We start from the raw sequence: 22,953 nt of genomic DNA, 5'->3' as shown, positions 1-22,953 counted from the left end.
TCTAAGTCAAGAGAATCCTTTTTTCAGCAGACAAACTATCCCAAGCATAATAATCAGTATAATCTGCCAGCAAAGGCCCCCTTGACTTGTTCAAGTTATTTTCGGGTGGGCTGAGTTGAGTACCTTTAGGCAGCACTCCCAAGTTCTTCATTCGCTCAAAGCGTTCTTGACGAAGAACATCCCAGCCTTTAAGGTATTTGCCGCGGTATTTTTCTATGTCTTCAGGTCGGGCCTGAAGTGGATAATGGGCTGCATGATAAGGCAAATAGAGAAAGAAAGGATCTTCTTTTTCAAAGGTCTCGTCTAACCATTTTAAAGCATAATCGGTAATGAAGTCTGTTTTGTACATGGGGCTTTGCTCATGTTCAATCTCCTCAGCTTTTATTTCTTTGCCTTCCAGAAAAAAAGGCCTTTCAAATTCCCCCGAAGGAGGTAGAAAGTATTCTGTAGTGGCCCAGAAATAAAAAGAATGATCAAATACATTCTCAGCTTTACAATATTCCGGCACCCAAGGGTCGAAATGCTCTTTTCCACTCATAATATTTTGATAGCCTGCTGCTTTGGTCAGGTTGGCAATATGCACGGCCCCTGCCCCACCGGTATACAAACCTGTTAGCATGGTTGATCTGGTGGGGTTGCATTTGGCCATGTTATAGAAAGTGGTAAACCTCAAGCCTCCTTCTGCAAGGCGGTTAATATTTGGGGTTTCTATTTCTCCACCATAAGCACCAATATCTGAATAGCCAATGTCATCTCCCATTATCAAGACAATGTTTGGCAATGCAGTCTCTTTTTCAGCACAAGAATAAATGGTTATTGTGAAGAGAAAATAAGTTAAAATCTTATCAATCATTTTTTGAAGTTTATCTGTATTAAATACAAAACATTGATGAAGGTAAACTCAGCAATTAGCCAATACTGAATATGCTAATATAATAAAATACCAAAATATTCATTTCAAATATTTCTTTTTGGGAATACTTTAAGCCATTGCTGTATCAAAATATTAAAATTTAATCTTTTTTTAAAAAAATGTCCTTATGGATAGATTAAAGAAGCTAAGGCAAAAAAATCCCCTGATTCCATAAATCAGGGGGATACCTTCCTATTAACGATATGTTGGAATACAAGAAAATCAGCCAATAAACATTTTCGAAGATAAAATAAAAATATAAACCAATTGATTGATTTTACCCTGTGAAAGGTGATCGCTTGTATTTTGGATTAAACAGAAAAAGAACTTCTAAGCGCTTTCTCTGCTGCTTCAAGCTCTTCTCGAACTTCGACAATGCTCTCCCAAATACGTCCCTGCTCTCCATGTTCAATGCCACAATACCCATGATACCCTGCCTTTAAAACAATTGAAAGCATTTTTTCATAATCCAGCTGGGATTGATTGCCTTTTCCGTCCCATACCGTAGGCTTTACACTTACTCCTTTGGCATAAGGCATCAACTGTTTCACACCTTTATATGAATCGTAGCTAAGGGTTTTTTCTCCTTCTTCTCTATACATCAGGAAGTTACCAAAATCCGGAAGTGTACCTGCTCTTGGGTGGTCGGCAGCCTTTATTACACCTGAGAGCCACTTGGCATCGCTTGAGAAACCACCATGGTTTTCGATCATCACATTGATACCCATGGTGTCTGCAAATTCGCAAAGACTTTGCAAGCCATCAGCAACTAGTTTCTGAGATTCTGCAAAGTCCTTTTTATCTGCACTGAATCTAGTAAAAGAATACCCATTTACTCGAATCGAGTGACAGCCTAAGAACTTTGCTGCTTCTACCCATTTTTTATGGTTTTCCACAGTTTGCATACGTTCCGCCTCATCTCTGGCGCCTAATTTTCCTTCATTATCGCACATGATCAGTACCGAAGTAACGCCCTCTCCCTCTGCTCGGGTTTTCATTTCTTTCAAATAAGCCATGTCCTTGGCTTTGTCCATAAAAAACTGGTTCACATATTCTACTGCTGAAATCCCGTGTTTTTTGGCTAGTACGGCAAAATCCAAATTGTCCATCTTTTTATTGAATAGCAATCTGTTGACAGACCATTGGGCCAATGAAATTTTGAATAGTTCCTTTCGAGGTGCCATGGAAATCGCCTGCCCTCCAAGGCCTAAACCCAAAATGGCAGTAGCCAATCCGGTCTTTTTGATAAAGTCTCTTCTGTTATGCATGGAAAATATTAATTTAAATTTTTTTGCTGGCTTTAAACCATTGAAGATAGCACTTTTATTCTTTTTGCCCAACGAACAATTGAATTGAAAATTAGCCTAAGGTACCAACCAGCCTGATTGCCATTTTGCGTGTGCTCTCTTAAAAACAATCCTTAAGTGACCCTTACTATCAAGTTGAAGACATTCTACTTCCATCGGAAAAATTTGAATTACTGAAAAGTAATCATTTTTGTATTTGCTTTCGAGCATTATTCCCTTTTCAGGGGTGTCTACATGAGTTTTAGGTGGCCATTTGGACTGGTAGGCTTTTTGGGCTTCAGAAGGAATCTTATTCCAAAAATTCTCATTGGCTTCCTTTTGCGGTAGAATAGTTGCCACCCCGTTAATTTTTACCTGACAGCGTTCAGAGGGATGGTAAAACAACAATGAAATAGATGGATTTGTCCTTACCTGAGCGATTTTTTCACTTCGGCTGTCTGAAAAAAACAACAATTTCAAATCCTCTGTTGTTTCACGAAGCACAACATACCTACTATCTGGCTGACCACCATTCAGGGTGCAAAAATTAACGAAACGAAAAGGGTGATGAGGATCCTTAGAAGCCAAGTGAAGCTCCTTGGTGACAATTTCCCATATTTTTTTCGGCTTGTTGTAGCAGTAAATAGCATGCTTTAATTATTTAAATAAATAGTTAATCCTAATGGCATTTAACACAGCCAAAAGAGCAACGCCAACATCGGCAAAAACCGCTTCCCACATACCTGCCAACCCTGCAGCCCCTAAACTTAACACGAGAAACTTTACAAAAAATGCAAGCGCAATATTTTGCCAAACAATCCTTTTGGTAGCTTTCCCAATTTCAAAAGCAAGGGCCACCTTGGAGGGATGATCAGTTTGAATTACAACGTCGGCTGTTTCAATGGCCAAGTCACTACCGATACCTCCCATGCCTATTCCTACATCTGCAGCAGCAATCGAAGGGGCATCATTGATCCCATCACCAACAAATGCTACAATTTTATCCGGGTCTTTTTTTATGGCCTCAATTTTAGCATATTTTTCTTCAGGAAGCATTCCACCAAAAGCTTCATCAGCATTAAGTTCTTTTCCCAATGCTTCTACCACTTCCTTTTTATCTCCTGATAATACCATTAGTTGTTGAATACCAAGTTTTCTAAGCGAGGTAAAGGCAGCTTTGGCATCATGTTTTATTTCATCGGCTAATACAAAATATCCACAAAGAACTCCGTCTATTGCACAATAAATGATTGTTTTATTCGGATCCGATTCGGCAGGTACCTGAAGCGAGTGTTGATTTTCCAAAAGCAACCTATTGCCAACAAGTATACTTCTATTATTTACCTGCCCTTCCAATCCTTTACCCGGGAATTCTTTAAGTGAATCCACAGGTAACAATTTTGAATTTATATGCCGAACAATGGCTTGTCCAATGGGGTGGTTCGTATTGGCTTCTACTGAGGCTGCTAGGACTGTCCAATCGGTTAAGGCATTAGGCAAGGTTTCCACTTTTTCAACGGAAAATACCCCTTTGGTCAATGTTCCTGTTTTGTCGAACAATACAGTATTGACCCTAGTAATACCATCCAAAAAGTTTGAACCTTTAAACAAAATCCCTTTTCTGGAAGCAGCTCCTATACCTCCGAAATAACCTAAAGGAATAGAAATCACCAGTGCGCAAGGGCAAGAAATAACTAGAAATACCAAAGCTCGATAGAGCCAATCATTGAATGCATAGTCTTCCAGCACGAAATAGGGAATAATCACCAAGGCCAAGGCCATATAGAAAACGATAGGGGTATAGATTTTAGCAAATTTTCGAATAAATTGTTCCGTCTTTGCTTTTTTTGATGTGGCCTCCTTAACTGTTAAAATGATCTTCTGGAGAGAACTCTCATCAAAAGGTCTCAGCACCCGCAAGCTTATTAAATCCTCTAAGTTGACCATCCCTGCCAAAACTTCTTCACCTTCTTTAATTTCAGCCGGCAAACTTTCTCCTGTTAAGGCCGCGGTATTGAAGGTTCCCCCTTTACTTAATAATTGTGCATCCAAAGGCACCTTTTCCCCTGCCCTTACTTCTATAATTTCCCCTTCTTCCACATTTTCCGGTTTTACTAAGTAGGGATTTCCGGCTTTTATTACGCGAGCCTGATTTGGTCTGATGTCCAAAAGTGCCTGTATATTGTTCTTTGCTTTGCTTACTGCTCCGTGTTGAAGTAATTCACCTATGGTATAAAAAAGCATCACAGCAACCCCTTCAGGATATTCTCCGATGGCAAATGCTCCGATGGTTGCAATGCCCATCAAAAAAATTCCGTGAAAACCTCTCCTTTTTGAATGAGTTTCCAAGCAGTATTTAAGACAGGAAATCCGACAAAGGAATAGGCAAGGAGGTAAACAAACAGCCAGCCGTTGATACCAAATACATTGAATGGCACTTTATCTTCAGCTAAAATGGCAACGAATAATAGGATAAAGGAAAAGATACTGGGGATCCATGGGGATTGCCATACATTCTGCTTTGTGTTTTTCGGTTTAGTTCCTACCTCGCAACAACTTTCACTTTCGCAACAAGAGCGCTCTTCAGATTTATCTGCCATTGATTCAAGATTCGATTTATTCAAAGGTACGATTAATCAAGATGCATTTTATTTGCAAAGTTACATTTACAAAAATGTTGGGCTGATTTTGTGTTAGTACTCAATTAATAAATCCTAAAAATCAAATTATTTAGATAACTGTTACAAAAAATTAAATATTTGTGCTAAAAAAATAAATTATATCAATTAATAAATATTCAATTAGTAAAATAAATAGGTTAACCGTTAAATAAGAAAAATTAAAAGTCATTGATGACAGATTCAGTAGAACAATATATTCAGGGACAAAAAATATTCTTTGGAGTTAGGAGAAAAGAATAATTATAAATAGTGATTTAATAGTATTAAAAAATGATATTAAAATTTATAAAAATAAATACCAATATTAATATTACAAATAATTGTAAACTACATTTTGTTTTAATACATTAGTTTATTGAGTGATAACTTACTTATTATCAATATTTCATGTAGCTTATAACATGAAAATATTATAGTAAAAAATGAATATAATAATATAAAAAAATGGATCATACCGTTTCTACTAAAATGTTTGTCTTTGATTTAAATTGGTGAACATTTAAAATAAGAATACAGTAATTTAATATCCCTGATACATAAATTAAATCACTCAATATACCCCTATTAACCTATAAAAATTTTGCCCTTATGGTAAATGAAGAAGACAGATTAAAAGAACTTGATTCTTATCAAGTTGTAGATACAGCTCCTGAAAAAGAGTTGGATGAATTGGCCAATATTGCAAAATTAATCTGTGATGTTCCATTTTCCTTTATAACCATTATAGATAAAAATGAGCAATGGTTAAAAGTAAATTCCGGGCTGAAATTCAATAAAACCAGTAGGAAAGATTCTTTCTGTCAATACGCCCTCAATAACCCTAACGAAGTGATGGTCGTGAATGATCTGACCAAAGATCTTAGGTTTAAGGACAACCCATTTGTTAAGGGCAATCCTAAAATACGTTTTTACGCCGGCGCTCCACTGGCCACACCAAGAGGGAATGTTTTGGGTACACTTTGTATTTTTGACCAAAAACCCAGAGAAATTTCAATCAATCATAGGAAAGCACTATTCGCCTTGGCAAAAAAGCAATGGACCATCTCAATCACCGGAAATTAATTCTGGAACAAAAGAATAAGATTGAATCCAATGCAGACGAATTAAAAAAGTTAACAGATAATGTACCAATTGGGATTTTTTTACTAAAAAAGGATACAAATGGTAAGTTAAGTTTTGAGTTTTTAAACAGGGGTTTAAAAAATCTACAATTAGATATTAGTTATGAAAAATGGCAAAGTTCACCTGAGTTAGGTTTTGCGTTGGTACACCCTGAAGACAAGGAAAATTTTAGTAAAAATTTATTTGATTCTTTCAATAATTTGAAACCACTGTACACAGAATACCGATTCAAGTCGAAAAATGGATATAGGTGGCATTTTGTAACTGCCCAAGCACAGAAATCCAAGGATGGTAGTGTACGATTGTATGGTTGCTTTCAAGATATAAACAACCGTGTAGAGTTGGAAAAAGCAATTGAGCAAATATCATTTGATATCTCTCATGTATTGAGAAAACCGGTTACCAGTTTATTGGGATTAACGCAATTGATCCATACCGAAAAAGTGATAAAAAAGGCCGAGTTGCGAGAGTATGTGGAACATATAAAATCAGTGTCCTTAGAATTGGACAGCTTCACAAGAGAACTGTACGCCATATACAATGATAAAAGAAAAAAATTCAATACCATAAAGAAATAAAAAAACCTGCCAATTGGCAGGTTTTTAAATATTAGACAAAAGGTTTGTTTAGTTTTTTGACAAATAAGAAGCCACACCTTCTCTGGTCGCGCTCATTGCCTCTTTACCTTCTTCCCAGTTTGCAGGGCATACTTCTCCATATTTTTCAACGTGTCTTAGAGCATCAATTAGACGCAACATCTCATCGATATTTCTTCCCAAAGGAAGGTCATTTACTGTTTCATGTCTAACTGTTCCTTCTTTGTCAATAAGGAAAGTAGCTCTGTAAGCAACAGGAAGGCCTTGGTACGTAAGTTCACCTTCTTCGTTGTAATTCCAATCTCCTGCAAGTACACCAAAGTTATGAGCTACAGTTTTTACCGGATCAGCAATGATAGGATAAGTAACCCCTTGGATTCCACCTTCCGCTTTTGGTGTATTTAACCAAGCAAGGTGAGACTCTTCTGTATCACAAGATGCGCCAATAACCGCTACTCCTCTTTTTTCAAATTCTTCTAATTTCTCTTGGAATGCAAGAATTTCAGTAGGACATACAAATGTAAAGTCCTTTGGGTAGAAAAAGAAAATAACATCTTTTTTACCGATAAATTGCTCTAAAGAGAAATCTTCAACTATTTCTTCTCCATCAATTACAGCAGGTACGCTAAATAAAGGTGCTTTTTTTCCAACTAATGACATAAAATAAAATTTAATTGTTATAGATAATTTAATGATTTTAAAAGAAAATTATTTTGTTTTTCCCTTAATTACCAACGATACTTCTTCAACTTCAAAACCATCAATTTGGTTCTCTTTGAAAAAAGTATGTAGCAATTCCTCCAAATCAGGATTTTTGTAATCTCGAATGTCGCTGCTTTCATTACAATACAGATGACTGTGCGTCTCCATCACAGGATCGAAACGCATCAAACCCTGGTCATCTCTGAACTTTTGCAGAATACCGGCGTTAACAAAGCTTTCTAAAGTTTTGTAAACAGTACCCATCGAGATACTCGGATTCTCTTCAGTAATCTGATTATAAACCATCTCCGCAGTAGGATGATCTTGAGAATTACACAAAGACCGATAAATCACCAACCGCTGGTGGGTAAATTTCATGCCCTTTGATGTAATCTTCTCTTTTAGTCTATCAACATTCATTTTTAGATAGGAATAATTCCTGTTTAGGATTCATTGTGCAAATGTAGGTAATATTTTATGAAATTCATATGGATAGTGCATTGATTTCCGTAATTTAACCTTTTAATAATCTAACCAATTCCTATTAAACCCTGCGGAACGCAGACAAATTACAGAAACTGATTGTTTTATGATAAAAGTATTGTTTATATGCTTAGGTAATATTTGCCGCTCACCATTGGCCGAAGCGCTTTTCAATCATAAAATTAAACAAAAAGGGTATGAAGATTATCTATGCTGCGATAGTTGCGGAACTTCAGATTATCACATAGGTGAATTACCCGATGAGAGAACCATGGCCTCTGCTGCAAAAAACGGCATCAAAATAAGTCACCGTGGAAGGCAACTTAACAGGACAGATTTCAGGGATTTTGATTACCTAATTGCCATGGATGATTCCAATATTCTGAACATTAAACAAGCAGCAGACCTACATAAGACAACAGTTAATAATCTGTTTTTGATGCGATCATTCCAAAAAAATGCTGCCTTTAGTGAAGTACCGGACCCCTACTACGGAGGTGTTGACGGGTTTCAGAAGGTTTATGAAATCCTTGACAGTTCTTTGGACGGCTTTATAGAATCCCTAGAAAAAATCATCCCGAAATAGGCCAAAAGTAAATTAACTTACATTTCTATTGGTTGGCCAAATTTTTTAATGGGAGTTAAACTTTAAACAGCCATTGCACCAAATCAAGACTTCTTTGTTCTAGAATTAAATCGGCTTCCATTCTTCTGTAATGGTCCAATTCTACCGTAGTGGGGTTTTTAACCGTTATCAGCTTCAGCCCTCTATTCACCTTCACATGAAAAATATCCCTAAAGGCTTTGACGATTTGCTCATCTGTCAATGATACTGTGTTGATTACTATATTCAGATGGGCAGCAGCAGCTTGGGTCAATTGAATTTCTGCATGGATATCACCTGCCACATCATAAATATAATCAAAATGAAAACCTCCCAACATGGATAGATCTCTTATTCTAAGTTCAATAAGGATCAAATTGTTTTTTATTATGGTAATTGGTATTCTTGGGGCTTGCCCAAATGAACCAATTACTGTCCCAGGTTTGTCAGGGTCCAAAAATGATTGCACATAAAGAGATATTCCGTGCTTGCTTAATGGTTTTATCGTTTTTGGATGAATCACACTAGCCCCATAATAAGTCATCTCGGCAGCTTCTTCAAAATCAAGGTATTCGAATTTGACCGCATCAGGAAAGAGATCCGGATCGCCATTCAGGATACCTGCTACATCTTTCCAGATGGTAACTGACGAAGCTCCAAGGCTTACACCTAATATTGCAGCAGTAAAGTCTGACCCCTCTCTTCCAAGGGTTGTGGTGTTTCCTTGAAGATCCTTTCCTATAAAACCCTGGGTCACTACAGGAAATGTTTCAAGTTTTGGAATAAGTGCTTTTCTACAATGCTGCATGGTTAACGCCCAATCTACTTTAGCCATTTTGGTATGAGAATCCGTACTAATCAACTCTCGTGCATCTTGCCACAAACAGGAACAGCCAATCAGGCATAGGTATTCTTGAATTATTCTGGTGGAAATCAATTCACCATAGCCTATTATCTGGTCATAAAAAAACCCTTGATTATCTTTTATCGCAGTATTTTCCAGTGCACGATGCAGTTGAGCAAAATGATTTTCAACCCTTGCATAGATCGAATGATCTTCTTCAAACAAGCCTTTGCATAGGTCCAAATGGTATTCCATCAATTCCAATAATGGCCTACTAAATTCCTTATTTTCAAAGGATAAGCTAATAAGTTCTTCTAGTCTATCCGTTGTTTTTCCGGCTGCAGAAACAACTATTACCAAGTTATTTACCCATCGACTTTTGAGTAACTGTGCAATTCTTTGAATTGCTTTGGCGTCTTTTATAGACGCTCCACCAAATTTATAAACCAAAGGTTGTATCATGAAAATAGAAAGGAAAAAGTAATTTTTTAACGATAATCTATTAACTTCAAAGGTATGAAGACACAGCCTTACAAACAAGATACGCAAAACCTGGCATATAATGTTGGGGTTACTTTGGATAGATTTATCAAAAGTAAACAAGAAGATTTCCCATTTGCTTCGGGAGAATTATCCCAACTATTGAGAGACATTGCTTTGGCGGCAAAAATTGTTTCCCGAGAAATTAGCAGGGCCGGTTTGTCAGATGTAACAGGAGCTTTTGGACAAATTAACGTTCAAGGGGAAGAACAACAAAAATTAGATGTAATTGCGGATGTTCGTTTTACCAGAGCCCTCACCAAAGGAGGAGAAGTTTGTGCCATCGTTTCTGAAGAAGAGGATTTGGTCATCGATCTACAAAATAGCAAAGGCAAATATGTGGTTGCCATTGACCCCTTAGACGGCTCTTCAAACATAGACGTAAACGTTTCTATAGGCACAGTTTTTTCTATATACAGGAGAGTAACTCCTTCAGGTTCACCGATACAGGAAGAGGATGTTTTGCAAAAAGGCCGTGAACAAGTTGCAGCTGGCTATGTGCTATACGGTTCCTCCACCATGCTGGTATATTCTACAGGAAATGGAGCCAATGGCTTTACTTATGAAAGGTCACTCGGTGAGTTTTTCTCTCCCACCCAGACCTGAAAATGCCCGAAGATGGAAATATTTTCACCATGAATGAAGGGCTTACACCAATGATCAACCCAAATATTCTCTCCTATTTAGAAAGTTGTAAACGTCAGGGTGCTTCAGCAAGGTACATCGGAAGTTTGGTAGCAGATTTCCATAGAAATTTACTCAAAGGAGGAATTTACCTCTACCCTGCCACCAACCAAGCTAAAAACGGAAAAATAAGGTTAATCTATGAAGCCAATGCCCTGGCATTCATAGCAGAACAAGTAGGTGGTATGGCCTCTGATGGAAAAAATCGAATTTTAGACATTCAACCAGAAAGTTTACACCAACGTACACCTTTTTTTATAGGGTCTACCAACATGGTGAAAAAGTTAGAAGAAGTTTTGAAAAGCTGATTCAGGGACCTATATAGCAATTTGCTTAAAACAATTAATAGTCGCTGTATTTCTTGCGAAGGATAACCTTTAACATTTGGCGATCAATTATTGCAAGTGACATTTGAAATGAAACTTCCTCAGGAGGACAGGTATTTAATATTGTTTTCACTTTTCCTTCCCCAAGGTCAAAACGATAACATAGCTGGAGAAATCTTTCAAATTCATGACTGAGCAAGTGAGCAATAACCGGCTCAATGGCTCTTGCCAAGCCCTCTCTGTCAATTTCTTCCGGTAGATCAGGCAATTGCAGTAAATTATTTAAATCTACTGCAACTGTCTTGATAAGGCATGAATTATCAAGGGATGAATTCATGCCTATTATTTTTCTTCTTCCTCAGTTTTGTTGTCTTCCTTTCCAGTCTCTTCTTCCAAGACCTCAGGACATTGAGTACGAATAATATGGTACCAGTTGATCAGTTTTTTAACATCAGAAGCATAAACCCGATCTTCATCAAATTCAGGCAGGATATGTTTCATAAATGCTTGGTATTCTTCTTTGTCAGCTCCTTCCAAACCTGTATCACCTTGGAATTCCTTTTCAATTTTCACCATAATATCCTGTAAAGGAGAAGCTCCTTCTTCCGTAAGGGTATAAATTGATATTTCACTCAGTAAAGAAAACCCCCTGTGGGCGGCGCCTACTACTAGTTTACCCTTTTTTTCATCCAAAGATTCAAGGATAACCCCACTTCTACTGGGCTTCAACACTTTATATAAACCTGGTTTTCCAGCAACAGTGGCAATGTCTTTAAATTCCATGATAGTTATTTTTTTATTGGCTGCAAATATATGATTATCTCAAGAAAGATCGGGGTGTTTACCCCTCCTCATAATATTCAGATACGTTTTCTTCTATAAATTGGCTTAATTCTTCTCTACCTACACTTGTCATGGCAGAGGTTACGAAAAACTCCGGTGCTTCAACAAACATTTTTTCCATCTCATCGAGAAATCGATGCACATTATCTGAAGTTTTTGATTGGGATTGCTTGTCTGCCTTGGTAAAAATCAATGTAACCGGCAATTCCAACTGACCACACCAAGTAATAAATTCGATATCTATCGCTTGTGGGTTAAGTCGACTATCAATCAAAACAAATACTGAAACCAAATTTTCCCTTTCGGTTAGGTAATTTCGAATCATCTTATTCCATTCGGCTTTCAGTTTTTTATTCGCTTTGGCAAATCCATAACCCGGAAGATCGACCATATACCAGCGTGAATCAATTTCAAAATGATTGATTAACTGCGTTTTACCAGGCTTACCAGAGGTTTTAGCCAAGTGTTTGTGATTGGTTAGCATGTTAATAAGCGAGCTTTTTCCAACATTGGATCTACCAATAAAAGCAAACTCCGGCTTCGTTGGTGCCGGGCACTTAGTATGGTCTGAATTACTCATTAAAAAGCGTGCATTCTTCAACATGGCTCTTTTTTCTTGCAAAGGTAAGTAAATTCCTGAAAGGTCTCCAAACCATTAATTCATTAACAATTTTCCATTGCTCAAGTTTACTTAGTAATATTGTATTGAAATAAGAAGCCATGTCAGTAGTTCCGTACAAAAATCAAAAAGAAGGCAAAAAGCAACAAGTTGCCAATATGTTTAATAACATTAGCAAAAATTACGATTTGCTAAATCACGTTCTTAGCCTAGGCATAGACATTATCTGGCGAAAGAAAGCCATAAAAATGTTGCAGGAAGATAAACCAAAGCTAATTTTAGATATTGCCACCGGTACAGGTGACTTCGCAATAGAGGCCTTGGCTTTGAAACCTGAAAAGATTATCGGTGTAGATATCTCTGAAGGTATGCTCAATGAGGGGCGAAAGAAAATGAAGCAGAAAAAACTGGATCACCTAATTGAATTACAGATGGGAGATTCAGAAAAGTTACTCTTTGAAGAAAATAAGTTTGACGCTGTCATCGTTTCATTTGGGGTTAGGAACTTCGAAAACCTTGAAAAAGGATTGGCAGATATGTACAGGGTATTAAAACCCGGGGGTAAAACAGTGATTTTGGAATTTTCAACACCAAAAAAATTCCCGATGAAACAAGCTTATTCCTTTTATTTTAAATATATTTTACCTCAAATTGGTAAAATCGTCTCAAAGGATAATTCAGCCTATACCTATTTGCCCGAATCGGTAAAGGCTTTTCCTGATGGAAATGATTTTATTAATATTCTTGAAAGGGTAGGTTTCAAAAAAACGCAATGCAAAACGCTCACATTTGGCATAAGCTCAATATACGTTGGTATAAAGTAATTCTATTTTCTTTAGTGCTCCTCTTTTTCCAAAACAATTTGGTAAAAGCACAGCAGAAAAGTTTTATTTTTAATCCATCGGGAAGTGATAATGAACCGCTTTCCTATGGCTTTTTCCTTGCGGCACATAACAGTTCGCTACGAATAAAGTACGCAGATAATTTTCTCAACCCCGATTATCCTAACCTTGATAAGGTTAGGGCTATAATGCCGAGTTTTTCTCCCGGCTTTGCCTTGGGTTTTTTGGTAACGGCCAGATTACACGATCAATTTAACCTAATGTTTACACCCAAAGTTGGGTTTTATGAATACCGTACTGAACTACAGCTGTTTACCGACGATCCAGATGCTATCAATGGGGTGGGAATAAACGCTGTTCCACTTCTTACAGAAGAAACACTTGTAGAAATTCCTTTATTGCTTAAATACAAATCTCAACGTTTTAACAATACCCGAATGTTTTTCATTGGTGGGCTCAATGGGCAGTTTAGGACAAAAAATCAAGAAGAAGCCAATGAAGATCCGGTCGCACTAAAAGGTTCCGATGTGGCTTTAGAAATGGGTATGGGCTTTGACTTATATTTTAAATTTTTTAAGTTTTCTCCGGAAATCCGCTTTTCTCATGGCTTAATGAACTTGTACCAAGAGGGATATTCAGATGAACGAATGACAGGAGCCATTTCATCCATCAAAAGAAAATCTATCACCATTTACTTAAATTTTCAGTAGGGTATTAGCATTGCCGGCCCATAGATTTTTAATCTTAGGGGAAAAATTTTAACTTCCCTAATGGAAAAGAAAATTGCATTCATAACCGGTGCGAGCTCCGGCATAGGAAAAGCTTGCGCTAAATATTTAGCTGAGGAAGGCTTTGCCATTATTGCCTGTGGGCGAAGGGAAGAAAGATTAGTAGAACTAAAAAACCAACTTCCAAAGGATACTGACTACCATTATTTGGTTTTTGATGTAAAGGAAAAAAAGCCGTTTATGAGGCCATTGATTCTTTGCCGGATAAATGGAAAAATATAGAAGTATTAATCAATAATGCCGGTAATGCCCACGGACTTGACTTTATTCAAGATGGAAGCGAAGAGGACTGGGATGCCATGATGGACATTAATGTAAAAGGATTGCTCTATGTTTCTAAAAAGATCATCCCTGGAATGGTGGAAAGAAAACGAGGACAAATTATCAATATTGGTTCCACTGCAGGAAAAGAAGTTTATCCCAAAGGCAATGTATACTGTGGATCAAAACATGCAGTGGATGCCATAACAAAAGGCATGCGACTGGACCTTAACCCTTATGGAATTAAGGTAATGGCAATTAATCCCGGACTTGTAGACACTGAATTTTCTATGGTTAGGTTTAAAGGAGACAAAGACAAAGCTGAAAATGTGTACAAAGGCTTTTCTCCTCTTAAAGCAGAAGATATAGCAGATGTGGTTAGGTTTGCCGTCACCAGACCTCCTCATGTGGTTTTAGCAGATGTTATTGTATTGCCCACCGCTCAGGCAAGCACCACTTTATTGCACAAGGAGGAATGATAAAAACAATAACGTTCCTAGTGATGGTATTGAGCCTAACGGCTTGCAGGGAAGGAAGGAATGAAACAAGTAACCAAATCACAGCAGGAAAACTTCAGGAAATTGAATCAAAGGAAAGCATTTCGGCTAACCTTGATCAAAAAGACAGCATTCCAATAACAGGAGAATTGGAAAAACGGCTTATGAATGCCGGCCTATTAAATGTACAAAAAGAAATCCCCGGAGTATTCGTAGATCTGAGGTATTCAACCACTAACAACTTTTTTGGAAAAGATGTGTATGGTGAGCTCACCAATTGCTATCTACAACCTGAAGTTATTGAAATGCTAAAAATAGTGCACAATTCCTTACAAAAAACACACCCATCACTTACATTACTAATTTACGATGGAGTAAGACCTCATTCTGTCCAACAGATTTTATGGGATGAATTGGATAAGCCTGATAGCATCAAGCCTTTGTATGTGGCCAACCCACAAAAAGGAGTTTACACAATTTCGGTGTAGCGGTGGATCTTACCCTGGCCATAAGCAATACCGGAGAAACACTCGATATGGGTACAGATTTTGATTTTTTTGGATACCCTGCTTATCCGGATAGGGAAGAGCAGATGCTAAAGGAAGGAAAAATAACAGCTTTACAAGTTGAAAACAGACAATTGCTTAGGAAAATAATGACAGAAGCAGGTTTCAAAGGTATTGGCTCAGAGTGGTGGCATTTTAATGCCTACAGTAGAAAGATAGCTAAAGAGAAATTCGATATTGTTAAATAAAAATGCTATAATCGTTCCTTATTTTAAACGCAATAACCTATGAAAAGCCTAATCAATAAATTCAAAATACTTTCATTACTGATTACCAGTCTCTTGGTCCTTTCCTTTTCTACCATAGGCCAAGCCCAACAATTTAGAGCATTGGTTATCAGTAAAACATCCGGTTTTAGGCACCAATCGATTCCTGAAGGAGTAGCTGCCATAAAAAAATTGGCAAAAAAACATCGTTTTGCCGTTTATGCGACTGAGGATGCCGGGTTGGTTAATGATAAAAACCTTGAAAAATACGATGTCATCATTATGATGAGCACCACAGGTACCATATTTAACGCAGAAGAAAAAGCCGCTTTCGAACGTTTTGTTAAAAGTGGTAAAGGCGTAGTTGGGGTGCATAGTGCGACTGACACAGAATACGATTGGCCTTGGTATACAAAACTAATTGGTGGTCAATTTAACCACCATCCACACCAGCAAACCGCTAGAATAAAGGTTATGAATGGAGACCATCCTTCCACTTACCACCTCAATGACAAATGGCTCTGGACAGATGAATGGTATGAATATAAAAATTTTAACAACAAAGTAAATATACTTCTTCAACTTGATGAAAGCTCCTACGATGTAGGTAATAGAAATGGTAAAAAGATGGGTATGGGTGCTGTTCATCCCATAGCTTGGTATCATGAATACGATGGAGGCAGGGTTTTTTATACCGGACTAGGTCATGTAGAAGAAGCTTTTGAAGATCCTGATTTCTTAAATCATCTTTATGGAGGAATTTGGTATGCTGCATTAGGCAAACCCTTATAGGTCCTAAGAAAGAATGTTTTCTTCGATAATTAACAATTTTCTCAAAAGCCCTTCCTTACAAATAAGTAGGAAGGGCTTTTGGTTTTGATAAACCTTACCCAAGCAAGATTTAGCAGCTATGTCCCATTTTTTCATATGTGTGGGATCTAACAACAGCATTGAGAAAGCTCGGGAAAATAACCGGTTTTGCGTATATTTAATCATGATAAATGAGAAGCTTAATCTATGGAAAACATAACTTTGGCTCGAGTAATTCATGTTTAAGCCGTAATCCTTTGGATTGGTGGTGTGGCAATGGTGACCACAGTAATTATTCCGGGGATTAGAAGGTTTAGCCATAAAAAGATCAAATAAAAACCATAGGAAAACAAGATATTACCTGGGAATGCAGTTAAATAATGTAGACTGATAAAAAATCCAAATGTTCGCAAAAGAAATAAACAGAGAACTTTTGTATAAATGGAATACCCGTAGCAGCACATTAACGATGTTAATTTATGTGCTTTATGGGGTATTCTATCGGCTTAACCTTTCGGTATGGTATGATTACCTAATAATAAGCATTAGCATTTATAATCTTATCTTGATAGCTGTGATTTTATACTTAAGCATGGTAAAAAGACACCTAGTGGACCACCTTAAAAAAGCCATTTTACTGGGAATATTTCGGATGCTCATCAACTTGGTGCTGCTTGGCTTAATAGTAAGCAACAGCCACTAGAAGTAACTTCCTATTCACTTCATAGGCCATTGCTCATTTATTAAAAAAAGTAATTTACTTTTGCAATTCTTCCATAACTGCCATAAACTTTTTTACGGACAACCTATCTGAGTTCTTCTTTCCTATATACCTGTACACTTCTTTTCCATCAGGACCTATTAAAATTAAAGCCGGGTAGTGAACCAATTGGTTGTGGAAGGAATAACCACCCGGAATTCCCAATTCATCTGCCAATTGTGCATCAACATCTCTATAAATTGTAAAACTGTCTTCTTCCAAGTTTTCTGCCCACTCCAAAATTTCTTCATCTGTGTCTGGTTTGATAAAAACTTGAATTACATCATCCAAGCCGGCGGTTTTCTCTACATAATCGTTGGTATGTCTGATACAATAAGGACATTCTGTTTTAAGGAGAAAATGCAAGGCAACGTATTTTCCTTTGGCCTCACTTAAAACAAATGGTTTTTCATCTCCGACAGCTGGGAGTGAAAAGTCTTTTACTTTTTCTTGGGCCAATAAACTGTGAGACATAAAGAATAAGAAGAGTACTGCTAGTGTTTGTGTTTTCATGGTTTCAAATGAATCGGTTATAAATTAATGACCCGGAATATGGGATAAAATTAGATTTGGTTGTGATTTAGGTGCTCAAACTTAGAAAAAAGTATAAATGCCTATTTATACCCTCCTGTTTTTGCAAACGCAGACAATTTAATCAAGGTTTAATAAAACATTCGAGCCATTTCCTTTATGGTTGAGAAAAACTATTTTCTAAGACCTTTGGCCCACCTACCACTGGCAACTTAAGAACAGTACTACCAAGGTCTACAGCTATTTTCGTTCCCGGTTCTGGCCAAACAGTAAATTCTTTGTCGCTGGAAAAGATCATCAAAGCTATTTTCTGACCCTTGGGAATAATCTGATCATCGGGCTGAAGGGGAAAGGTCATGGAATAGAATTTTCCTGGTTTCAAGGGTTTTCCTTTTCGCTCAGAGGCATGGTTTTGAGGATCTGCCCATCCTCTGGTTATAATGTTGTCAGTAATTTTAGCCTTGTTGGAGGTATTCCAAGGTAAAGAGACCAGCCATACAGATAAATTGGCAGCAGGTTTACTTGAAGAAAGCTTAATGGTAATCTCAGCGGTGCCGGATAAGTGGATATCCTCCTTTAATTCGGGTGTAAGGTAGATTAATCGGTGATCGGTATGCTCCGCTTGTGCCAGGGCTGCGCCATCAAATGAATAATTATCTTCAAGGGTCTCAATTCTTTCAATATTATTATTTACCAATACCAAACTACCTCTACCAGGGGCTTTTCCATTTAGATAAAGATTAACTTCAGATGCGTCAGGATTAGGAAAAGCTTCATAGGGAGTAGGTTTTTCATGAGGATCATTTTCACGTACAATCCAAACCTTTGGATCATTTTCAACTCCATTTTCTATACCATGTAAATATCTTGTAAACCAACGATTCATCATAGAAAAAGGGGAGGCCCTCCGTGTCCATCTTGGTGATAGTAAAGCTGGGATGGGATCCCCATTTTTACAGCCTTTTGATATATTCTATTGCTATGTTCCGGCATTACATTCCAATCATTGAAACCGTGAGACATAAGCAGTGCTGCCTTCATAGGTTCCATCTGATATAGGTAGTCTTTGCCCAACCAAAAATCATTGAAATCCCCTGTTTCACGATCCATCCCTTTTCTCATTTCTTTATCTCTTATCCGTGCATTATTGCGCGCCCTCATGGCCGTGTCCCCACTATGAATAAAATCATATAGTACATCGATATCCTCTCCCAAATAACCTCCGGGAGAGCGAACAAGGCCATTTGATCGGTAATAATGGTAATAAGAAGTATTGGGGGCAATAGGGATAATGGCCTCTAAACCTTCCACTCCGGTGGTGGCAGCGGCTAAGGGTATTGTTCCGTTGTAGGAGGTTCCAGTCATCCCTACTTTTCCTGTAGACCAAAACGCTTCAACTTTTTCATTGCCATCAATGCTGGTATATCCAGCTCTTCGACCGCATAACCATTCAATCACAGCTTTTGGGGCTAGAGACTCATTTTTCCCACCTACTGTGGGAGCTCCTTGAGACAAGCCTGTTCCGGGAGAAGATGAATGAACCACAATATATCCTCTGGGAACCCATTCCCGGATATGGGAATCAGAAATGTGAGGTCTTTTATAGATTGTTTTTACTTCCGGATGCGCACGCTCTTTGGGGGCTTACCCAATTCATGTTTAACATCCCAAAATAAACCCGGAACATTAGGGGCCACACCAGTAAAATAGGGGCTTGAAATGTAGATTACAGGGAGCTTTAATCCTTCATAATCAGTTTGATAAGGTCGCGTCACAGCTACATGCATGCGATCCATCTTTCCATCTGCATCACTATCAAAGTCTGTTTCCACCCAAAGGTCATGACGGATCCATTTCCCGGGATCCTTAAAAGCCTTCACTTCCTGGGCCTCCCCATTTTCGAATTCGGGGTATGCAAGCTCTTGGGGGTAGACCTTGCTCGAAAATAGGGTTAGGAATATATAACATGCAATTCCAAAGAATTTGATGCTGAATGGATGTAGCTTATGGTAGATCATAGGGTCTTTTTTGATAAATTCAAAGCTATTGAAGACGCATATTTTGCTAATTAGATATGTAAAAGGTAACCTTTAATTAAAGAGTATCCCATATATATAAAGGTGAAGGATCCGATCTCATTTACCCTGGAACTTCATCACTAGCTTCCACTTTTTTAGAGAAACGGCATTCATACAAAACCTTAAGCCACTTGGAGCCGGTCCATCAGGAAAAACATGTCCAAGATGAGCGTCACAAGTGTTACAAGTAGTTTCTACGCGCACCATTCCAAAGCTAGTGTCCTTGTGATGGGCTACAGCGTTGTCTTTTATCGGTTGGGTAAATGATGGCCAGCCGGTACCGCTCTCAAATTTCTCACTTGCATCAAAAAGTAAGGTTCCGCAACATACACAGGCATAGATTCCGGGCTCAAAAGAACTGCAAACATCAGAACTAAAGGCCCTTTCGGTACCTTTTTGCCTTGTTACTCTGTATTCCTCCTCGGTTAATAGTTTTTTCCACTCGGCATCGGTTTTTTCTATTCTACGATCAGGTTTTAAATTGCCATTGTTGGCATAGCGTATAACGTCGTTCCAATTCATAACTTTTATTTTTAGGCTTTATTTTCGAAGTCAAATAATGAAACTGATTTAGGCTTATCCATAATATTGCACTAATAAATTCACCTATTTTTCAGTTGTTTCATTCAGCATTGCACTTTGAAAACGATCTTTTAATGCTTTTAGTTTTGGTTCTATGTACTTGGTGCAAAAGGGAAGTTCCGGGTTTTTGTAATAATAATCCAAAAATTCTTCCTTATTTTCTTTAAAGGAAACAAAGTTAAGCACTTTGGTTAGAATTGGATGATCAAATTCCTTTTGCATTATTTTAATAGTTGACAAACTTTCCGCTTTTTGTCCACCATTGAATACATATATAGCTGACCTGTATTTTTTCTAAATACGTGATTGCTAGTACAACTATGACTGTGTAAATGAATGGCAATTAACAAGGGCAATTTAATCAGATCCATGTCATAATGGATCAGTACGGCTTCTGAGCCCTCTTGATTTGGGCTTTCCGATGAAATCCAGCCTTGTTTGACGGCGACTACTCCTTTAACGGATTTGAATACACCTTCTGTGCACCAGTGGCATCCCCCTCCGAGTCCTATTGTCAACTTGTTCATGGCACAAATAATTTTATTCTCAGCTAAAGAAAAGCTTTTTGAGCATAATTATTTATGAAGTTTCCAATTTTAATATTTCATCCTCCTACCCAAATATTAATTACCTCTAAAACACCCACCTCCCAACCTATTTTTACAAACTCCTTTGGCCTTTTTTAGCGATTATTCATCAAACCAGACTAGCCATCCTACAATTATAAATAATAGTCTTCGATCTTCAGATTATATTTGAATAGCATCGGTATTTTCTTTTAAGCAAATAAAGAAAAATTATTACAACTTAATTTTTTTGGAATAGGGTATATTTTGATAAATGCTTAATAAAATTGTAGGATTGTTTTTATGTGAAAAAATTTGGGCTCTTGGTTTAATTCATCAACTTTTAAAATAACTATCCCTATGCAATATTCTTAACCCTTCAATGTATCCAAATATATTACATAAGCCGATTTACTTAAAAAACTGCCTAATAAGGTACTTTAAAGACATTAAGTCTATTTGTTGAAAAGTACCTGAAAAATAATATTAAATAATAACTCCAACAACGGAAGCCAAGGAACTCGTGTAAACATCCTGGAAAAAGTCCTTTAATTCCATAGAATTCGCTGTTGCTACGGGTATTTTTATTTTTGAAACCGTTTCAAAGGAATTTAATAATAGTGAAACCATTATCACCAGCAGCCATTTTGTTGTTTGCCTTTCCATTGTCTTAAAATTTTAGATTAATACTTATGAACATGCCTTACTAAGCCTATTATTGTTTGTTCCGACTTACAAGCTTGATGCTTTACTAATGACAAATTTTAAGCTTTCTGACTTTATATTCGTTCCGAAATGTTTTTCCGAACTTCTTTGAATACTAAACTTTCTCTCCCCTTAATGCTTAGCTATTATTCTTTGAATCCTAATTCTATGATAGCGTTGCAAGATTACCGGGTAAAAATTTCCAATTAAATTGATAAGGAGAGTAAACAAAACCAACAAAAAATACCCGGGGATTAAGAATATAAAGCTTACAATTAATAATATCATTAAAGCCCCCATATGCCCAAATTCCGATTGTCTGGATTGATAAGTTAATTGTTTCAACCCAGTTTTTGTCCCATCAAAATATCTTTTTTGTTTCCCCTTTTGCCCCAAAAACAAGATCAACAGTTTTCGAAAGTACTTCACTCCTAATACATTGTACCAGTAAATTAAAGTTTCCGGACTTTTAATTTCATAGTATTTTTCCGGCAATAGTTTGTTGGTGGGAAAAACAAATCCTGGAAATGCAAATATACCTGTGACGCATAAATTGATCATAAAACCCAGAAAAAATGATGACTTAAAGCCTAATTGTTCAGGGCCAAAAGCTAAGATTTGCATTAGGGTTGTGAAAGAAAAGTACAACAAAAACAGGGACAGCAGGGTAAACAGGATTCGTTTAAGAATTTTCATGGATACAAAAGGTTATCTATTGACTAAAGCGTGGGTTAATTGCTAGGGATATTTCCTTGTAATATAGAAAATTAATAAATCATGAATTCGGTTGGACAATGAATCTCCTGTAAAAGAATAATAATCCGCCAATTATTCATTTCCTTAAGCCGGATTATGTAGTAGGATTTCTCCGTCCTGGCAATATCAGGGGTAAAGCCTGGCCCGTATTTAGGAGAAGTGTTGCAAACGCAAAAAAATCAGACACATAGCGGTGATTAGCTGAAATTAAAAGAGCTGCTTTGAACCGATTTCCCCACGAAATAGCATGTCTATTGCCTATTTCTAAGCACACTCGCTGTTACCAGTAATTGTCCGAAATGTCGTTGTGAATGTTCTGCAATATGAAAGTATAATCCCATAACGGTAGATGGCAGCTTTTTCTTCCTACGGTTCGTTTTTGTTTCAACTCATTTTCGCTGGTCCGGCTGAAAATATGAAGTAAGTCCTGTATTTTTTCACTAAAACGCTCTACAAGGCGTTCAGTGGAGAGATTAGATTGAGCTGTTTTCTCATTCTTCAAAAAATCAAATTGTTCCTCAGACAATGCTGAACCTTGTGCATAGGTTATCAATCGGTCTGCCACCCCGTAAAGGTGTTGTAAATGAAAGCCAACACTAGCCCTACCGGCCACAGTTTGCCAAAGAAGATCGTCAGGAAAGTCAACCAAACATTCCTTTAACTCCTTATCCAACTGCAACAATGCATGTGCAGCAGGTTGGAGCATAAAGGGAATGTTTGGAATAGGGCCACTTAGCCAAGCTTCTGGTGAATTCATAGGGA

The 22,953-nt window shown here is 37.4% G+C and carries 26 protein-coding genes and 4 pseudogenes; 10 read left to right on the top strand and 20 right to left on the bottom strand.

Annotation, left to right across the window (positions count from 1 at the left end; translation table 11 throughout):
- Window position 1 precedes the first annotated feature (1 nt).
- From WG932_RS21230 to WG932_RS21210, 5 genes are all read right to left on the bottom strand, one after another.
- Window positions 2–853 (bottom strand): sulfatase-like hydrolase/transferase, encoded by an 852-nt coding sequence (locus WG932_RS21230; protein ID WP_483085301.1) that lies wholly within the window; start codon window positions 851–853, stop codon window positions 2–4.
- Between the two features lie 371 nt (window positions 854–1,224).
- Window positions 1,225–2,181 carry a sugar phosphate isomerase/epimerase family protein gene (locus tag WG932_RS21225; RefSeq protein ID WP_014019881.1) on the bottom strand — a complete coding sequence of 319 codons (957 nt, stop codon included), beginning with the start codon at window positions 2,179–2,181 and terminating at the stop codon, window positions 1,225–1,227.
- 96 nt (window positions 2,182–2,277) lie between these two features.
- The gene (locus WG932_RS21220; RefSeq protein WP_483085300.1) at window positions 2,278–2,787 is read right to left on the bottom strand and encodes a pyridoxamine 5'-phosphate oxidase family protein; all 510 of its coding nucleotides are present in this window, start codon (window positions 2,785–2,787) and stop codon (window positions 2,278–2,280) included.
- Between the two features lie 69 nt (window positions 2,788–2,856).
- Window positions 2,857–4,503 carry a heavy metal translocating P-type ATPase gene (locus tag WG932_RS21215; RefSeq protein WP_483085299.1) on the bottom strand — a complete coding sequence of 549 codons (1,647 nt, stop codon included), beginning with the start codon at window positions 4,501–4,503 and terminating at the stop codon, window positions 2,857–2,859.
- Window positions 4,503–4,799, bottom strand: coding sequence for a hypothetical protein (locus WG932_RS21210; RefSeq protein ID WP_483085298.1), 297 nt, complete (start codon window positions 4,797–4,799; stop codon window positions 4,503–4,505). Before WG932_RS21210 ends, WG932_RS21215 begins: the two co-directional genes overlap by 1 nt.
- Window positions 4,800–5,468: 669 nt before the next feature.
- Between WG932_RS21210 and WG932_RS21205 the strand changes: the two genes are divergently transcribed.
- Window positions 5,469–5,942, top strand: coding sequence for a GAF domain-containing protein (locus WG932_RS21205; RefSeq protein ID WP_483085297.1), 474 nt, complete (start codon window positions 5,469–5,471; stop codon window positions 5,940–5,942).
- Window positions 5,915–6,580 carry a PAS domain-containing protein gene (locus WG932_RS21200; protein WP_483085296.1) on the top strand — a complete coding sequence of 222 codons (666 nt, stop codon included), beginning with the start codon at window positions 5,915–5,917 and terminating at the stop codon, window positions 6,578–6,580. The genes WG932_RS21205 and WG932_RS21200 overlap by 28 nt, the downstream gene beginning before the upstream one ends.
- Before the next feature lie 48 nt (window positions 6,581–6,628).
- On the opposite strand, the gene WG932_RS21195 is transcribed toward WG932_RS21200, so the two are convergent.
- Both WG932_RS21195 and WG932_RS21190 read right to left on the bottom strand, forming a co-directional pair.
- Entirely contained in the window at window positions 6,629–7,258 is a 630-nt protein-coding gene (locus WG932_RS21195; RefSeq protein WP_014019877.1) for a peroxiredoxin, read from the bottom strand.
- A 48-nt stretch (window positions 7,259–7,306) separates the two neighbouring features.
- Complete coding sequence (locus WG932_RS21190; protein ID WP_014019876.1) at window positions 7,307–7,720, bottom strand: Fur family transcriptional regulator; 414 nt, start codon at window positions 7,718–7,720, stop codon at window positions 7,307–7,309.
- 169 nt (window positions 7,721–7,889) lie between these two features.
- Between WG932_RS21190 and WG932_RS21185 the strand changes: the two genes are divergently transcribed.
- Window positions 7,890–8,369: a low molecular weight protein-tyrosine-phosphatase gene (locus WG932_RS21185; protein WP_483085295.1), complete on the top strand. Its 480-nt coding sequence runs from the start codon at window positions 7,890–7,892 to the stop codon at window positions 8,367–8,369.
- Window positions 8,370–8,424: 55 nt separating this feature from the next.
- On the opposite strand, the gene WG932_RS21180 is transcribed toward WG932_RS21185, so the two are convergent.
- The gene (locus tag WG932_RS21180; RefSeq protein WP_483085294.1) at window positions 8,425–9,681 is read right to left on the bottom strand and encodes an aspartate kinase; all 1,257 of its coding nucleotides are present in this window, start codon (window positions 9,679–9,681) and stop codon (window positions 8,425–8,427) included.
- A 66-nt stretch (window positions 9,682–9,747) separates the two neighbouring features.
- Here WG932_RS21180 and fbp point away from each other — a divergent pair.
- Window positions 9,748–10,763: pseudogene (gene fbp / locus WG932_RS21175) on the top strand (class 1 fructose-bisphosphatase).
- A gap of 34 nt (window positions 10,764–10,797) precedes the next feature.
- Here the strand turns inward: fbp and WG932_RS21170 are convergent.
- Genes WG932_RS21170 through yihA form a run of 3 tightly spaced genes read right to left on the bottom strand, consistent with a single transcriptional unit; the run spans window position 10,798 to window position 12,228 of the window.
- Window positions 10,798–11,118: a hypothetical protein gene (locus tag WG932_RS21170; protein WP_014019872.1), complete on the bottom strand. Its 321-nt coding sequence runs from the start codon at window positions 11,116–11,118 to the stop codon at window positions 10,798–10,800.
- 5 nt (window positions 11,119–11,123) lie between these two features.
- A complete protein-coding gene (locus WG932_RS21165) occupies window positions 11,124–11,564 on the bottom strand; it encodes a DUF5606 family protein (RefSeq protein WP_483085293.1) in 441 nt (146 codons plus the stop codon).
- A 58-nt stretch (window positions 11,565–11,622) separates the two neighbouring features.
- Entirely contained in the window at window positions 11,623–12,228 is a 606-nt protein-coding gene (gene yihA / locus WG932_RS21160; protein ID WP_014019870.1) for a ribosome biogenesis GTP-binding protein YihA/YsxC, read from the bottom strand.
- 116 nt (window positions 12,229–12,344) lie between these two features.
- On the opposite strand from yihA, the gene ubiE reads away from it, so the two are divergent.
- The 6 genes and pseudogenes from ubiE (at window position 12,345) to WG932_RS21130 (ending at window position 16,916) form a co-directional block, all read left to right on the top strand.
- A complete protein-coding gene (ubiE, locus tag WG932_RS21155; protein ID WP_014019869.1) occupies window positions 12,345–13,067 on the top strand; it encodes a bifunctional demethylmenaquinone methyltransferase/2-methoxy-6-polyprenyl-1,4-benzoquinol methylase UbiE in 723 nt (240 codons plus the stop codon).
- 38 nt (window positions 13,068–13,105) lie between these two features.
- A complete protein-coding gene (porT, locus tag WG932_RS21150) occupies window positions 13,106–13,795 on the top strand; it encodes a type IX secretion/gliding motility protein PorT/SprT (protein WP_483085292.1) in 690 nt (229 codons plus the stop codon).
- 60 nt (window positions 13,796–13,855) lie between these two features.
- Window positions 13,856–14,613: pseudogene (locus WG932_RS21145) on the top strand (SDR family NAD(P)-dependent oxidoreductase).
- 23 nt (window positions 14,614–14,636) lie between these two features.
- Window positions 14,637–15,385 (top strand): annotated as a pseudogene (locus WG932_RS21140) (M15 family metallopeptidase).
- A gap of 39 nt (window positions 15,386–15,424) precedes the next feature.
- Entirely contained in the window at window positions 15,425–16,195 is a 771-nt protein-coding gene (locus tag WG932_RS21135; protein ID WP_149392989.1) for a ThuA domain-containing protein, read from the top strand.
- Between the two features lie 421 nt (window positions 16,196–16,616).
- On the top strand, window positions 16,617–16,916 hold the full coding sequence (locus tag WG932_RS21130; RefSeq protein ID WP_483085291.1) for a hypothetical protein: 300 nt from the start codon (window positions 16,617–16,619) through the stop codon (window positions 16,914–16,916).
- A 54-nt stretch (window positions 16,917–16,970) separates the two neighbouring features.
- On the opposite strand, the gene WG932_RS21125 is transcribed toward WG932_RS21130, so the two are convergent.
- The 9 genes and pseudogenes from WG932_RS21125 to WG932_RS21085 form a co-directional block, all read right to left on the bottom strand.
- Window positions 16,971–17,486: a peroxiredoxin family protein gene (locus WG932_RS21125; RefSeq protein WP_149392991.1), complete on the bottom strand. Its 516-nt coding sequence runs from the start codon at window positions 17,484–17,486 to the stop codon at window positions 16,971–16,973.
- Between the two features lie 175 nt (window positions 17,487–17,661).
- Window positions 17,662–18,393, bottom strand: coding sequence for a CocE/NonD family hydrolase C-terminal non-catalytic domain-containing protein (locus WG932_RS21120; protein WP_483085290.1), 732 nt, complete (start codon window positions 18,391–18,393; stop codon window positions 17,662–17,664).
- Window positions 18,390–19,079, bottom strand: coding sequence for a CocE/NonD family hydrolase (locus WG932_RS21115; protein WP_483088698.1), 690 nt, complete (start codon window positions 19,077–19,079; stop codon window positions 18,390–18,392). The genes WG932_RS21120 and WG932_RS21115 overlap by 4 nt, the downstream gene beginning before the upstream one ends.
- Window positions 19,080–19,117: 38 nt before the next feature.
- A complete protein-coding gene (locus WG932_RS21110; RefSeq protein WP_483085289.1) occupies window positions 19,118–19,522 on the bottom strand; it encodes a hypothetical protein in 405 nt (134 codons plus the stop codon).
- A 117-nt stretch (window positions 19,523–19,639) separates the two neighbouring features.
- Window positions 19,640–20,104, bottom strand: a complete 465-nt coding sequence (msrB, locus tag WG932_RS21105; RefSeq protein WP_483085288.1) for a peptide-methionine (R)-S-oxide reductase MsrB — start codon at window positions 20,102–20,104, stop codon at window positions 19,640–19,642.
- A gap of 84 nt (window positions 20,105–20,188) precedes the next feature.
- Window positions 20,189–20,691: pseudogene (locus WG932_RS21100) on the bottom strand (peptide-methionine (S)-S-oxide reductase).
- A 525-nt stretch (window positions 20,692–21,216) separates the two neighbouring features.
- Window positions 21,217–21,396, bottom strand: coding sequence for a hypothetical protein (locus WG932_RS21095; protein ID WP_014019859.1), 180 nt, complete (start codon window positions 21,394–21,396; stop codon window positions 21,217–21,219).
- Between the two features lie 171 nt (window positions 21,397–21,567).
- The gene (locus WG932_RS21090; RefSeq protein WP_483088697.1) at window positions 21,568–21,996 is read right to left on the bottom strand and encodes a glycosyl-4,4'-diaponeurosporenoate acyltransferase CrtO family protein; all 429 of its coding nucleotides are present in this window, start codon (window positions 21,994–21,996) and stop codon (window positions 21,568–21,570) included.
- A 475-nt stretch (window positions 21,997–22,471) separates the two neighbouring features.
- Window positions 22,472–22,948: a DinB family protein gene (locus tag WG932_RS21085; protein ID WP_483085287.1), complete on the bottom strand. Its 477-nt coding sequence runs from the start codon at window positions 22,946–22,948 to the stop codon at window positions 22,472–22,474.
- Window positions 22,949–22,953 lie beyond the last annotated feature (5 nt).

It is taken from the genome of Cyclobacterium sp. SOCE241, assembly GCF_056867545.1.
Note: the sequence above shows the minus strand (reverse complement) of the source record. Positions and strands in the feature narration are given on the sequence as shown.

Excerpts from the sequence above, each read along its gene's own strand:
- WG932_RS21230 (WP_483085301.1), bottom strand. The coding sequence starts at position 853 with ATGATTGATAAGATTTTAACTTATTTTCTCTTCACAATAACCATTTAT.
- WG932_RS21225 (WP_014019881.1), bottom strand. The coding sequence starts at position 2,181 with ATGCATAACAGAAGAGACTTTATCAAAAAGACCGGATTGGCTACTGCC.
- WG932_RS21215 (WP_483085299.1), bottom strand. The coding sequence starts at position 4,503 with ATGGGCATTGCAACCATCGGAGCATTTGCCATCGGAGAATATCCTGAA.
- WG932_RS21210 (WP_483085298.1), bottom strand. The coding sequence starts at position 4,799 with ATGGCAGATAAATCTGAAGAGCGCTCTTGTTGCGAAAGTGAAAGTTGT.
- WG932_RS21205 (WP_483085297.1), top strand. The coding sequence starts at position 5,469 with ATGGTAAATGAAGAAGACAGATTAAAAGAACTTGATTCTTATCAAGTT.
- WG932_RS21200 (WP_483085296.1), top strand. The coding sequence starts at position 5,915 with ATGGACCATCTCAATCACCGGAAATTAATTCTGGAACAAAAGAATAAG.
- WG932_RS21195 (WP_014019877.1), bottom strand. The coding sequence starts at position 7,258 with ATGTCATTAGTTGGAAAAAAAGCACCTTTATTTAGCGTACCTGCTGTA.
- WG932_RS21190 (WP_014019876.1), bottom strand. The coding sequence starts at position 7,720 with ATGAATGTTGATAGACTAAAAGAGAAGATTACATCAAAGGGCATGAAA.
- WG932_RS21185 (WP_483085295.1), top strand. The coding sequence starts at position 7,890 with ATGATAAAAGTATTGTTTATATGCTTAGGTAATATTTGCCGCTCACCA.
- WG932_RS21170 (WP_014019872.1), bottom strand. The coding sequence starts at position 11,118 with ATGAATTCATCCCTTGATAATTCATGCCTTATCAAGACAGTTGCAGTA.
- WG932_RS21165 (WP_483085293.1), bottom strand. The coding sequence starts at position 11,564 with ATGGAATTTAAAGACATTGCCACTGTTGCTGGAAAACCAGGTTTATAT.
- yihA (WP_014019870.1), bottom strand. The coding sequence starts at position 12,228 with ATGTTGAAGAATGCACGCTTTTTAATGAGTAATTCAGACCATACTAAG.
- ubiE (WP_014019869.1), top strand. The coding sequence starts at position 12,345 with ATGTCAGTAGTTCCGTACAAAAATCAAAAAGAAGGCAAAAAGCAACAA.
- WG932_RS21135 (WP_149392989.1), top strand. The coding sequence starts at position 15,425 with ATGAAAAGCCTAATCAATAAATTCAAAATACTTTCATTACTGATTACC.
- WG932_RS21130 (WP_483085291.1), top strand. The coding sequence starts at position 16,617 with ATGTTCGCAAAAGAAATAAACAGAGAACTTTTGTATAAATGGAATACC.
- WG932_RS21125 (WP_149392991.1), bottom strand. The coding sequence starts at position 17,486 with ATGAAAACACAAACACTAGCAGTACTCTTCTTATTCTTTATGTCTCAC.
- WG932_RS21120 (WP_483085290.1), bottom strand. The coding sequence starts at position 18,393 with ATGATGAATCGTTGGTTTACAAGATATTTACATGGTATAGAAAATGGA.
- WG932_RS21110 (WP_483085289.1), bottom strand. The coding sequence starts at position 19,522 with ATGATCTACCATAAGCTACATCCATTCAGCATCAAATTCTTTGGAATT.
- msrB (WP_483085288.1), bottom strand. The coding sequence starts at position 20,104 with ATGAATTGGAACGACGTTATACGCTATGCCAACAATGGCAATTTAAAA.
- WG932_RS21095 (WP_014019859.1), bottom strand. The coding sequence starts at position 21,396 with ATGGAAAGGCAAACAACAAAATGGCTGCTGGTGATAATGGTTTCACTA.
- WG932_RS21090 (WP_483088697.1), bottom strand. The coding sequence starts at position 21,996 with ATGATCAATTTATGCGTCACAGGTATATTTGCATTTCCAGGATTTGTT.
- WG932_RS21085 (WP_483085287.1), bottom strand. The coding sequence starts at position 22,948 with ATGAATTCACCAGAAGCTTGGCTAAGTGGCCCTATTCCAAACATTCCC.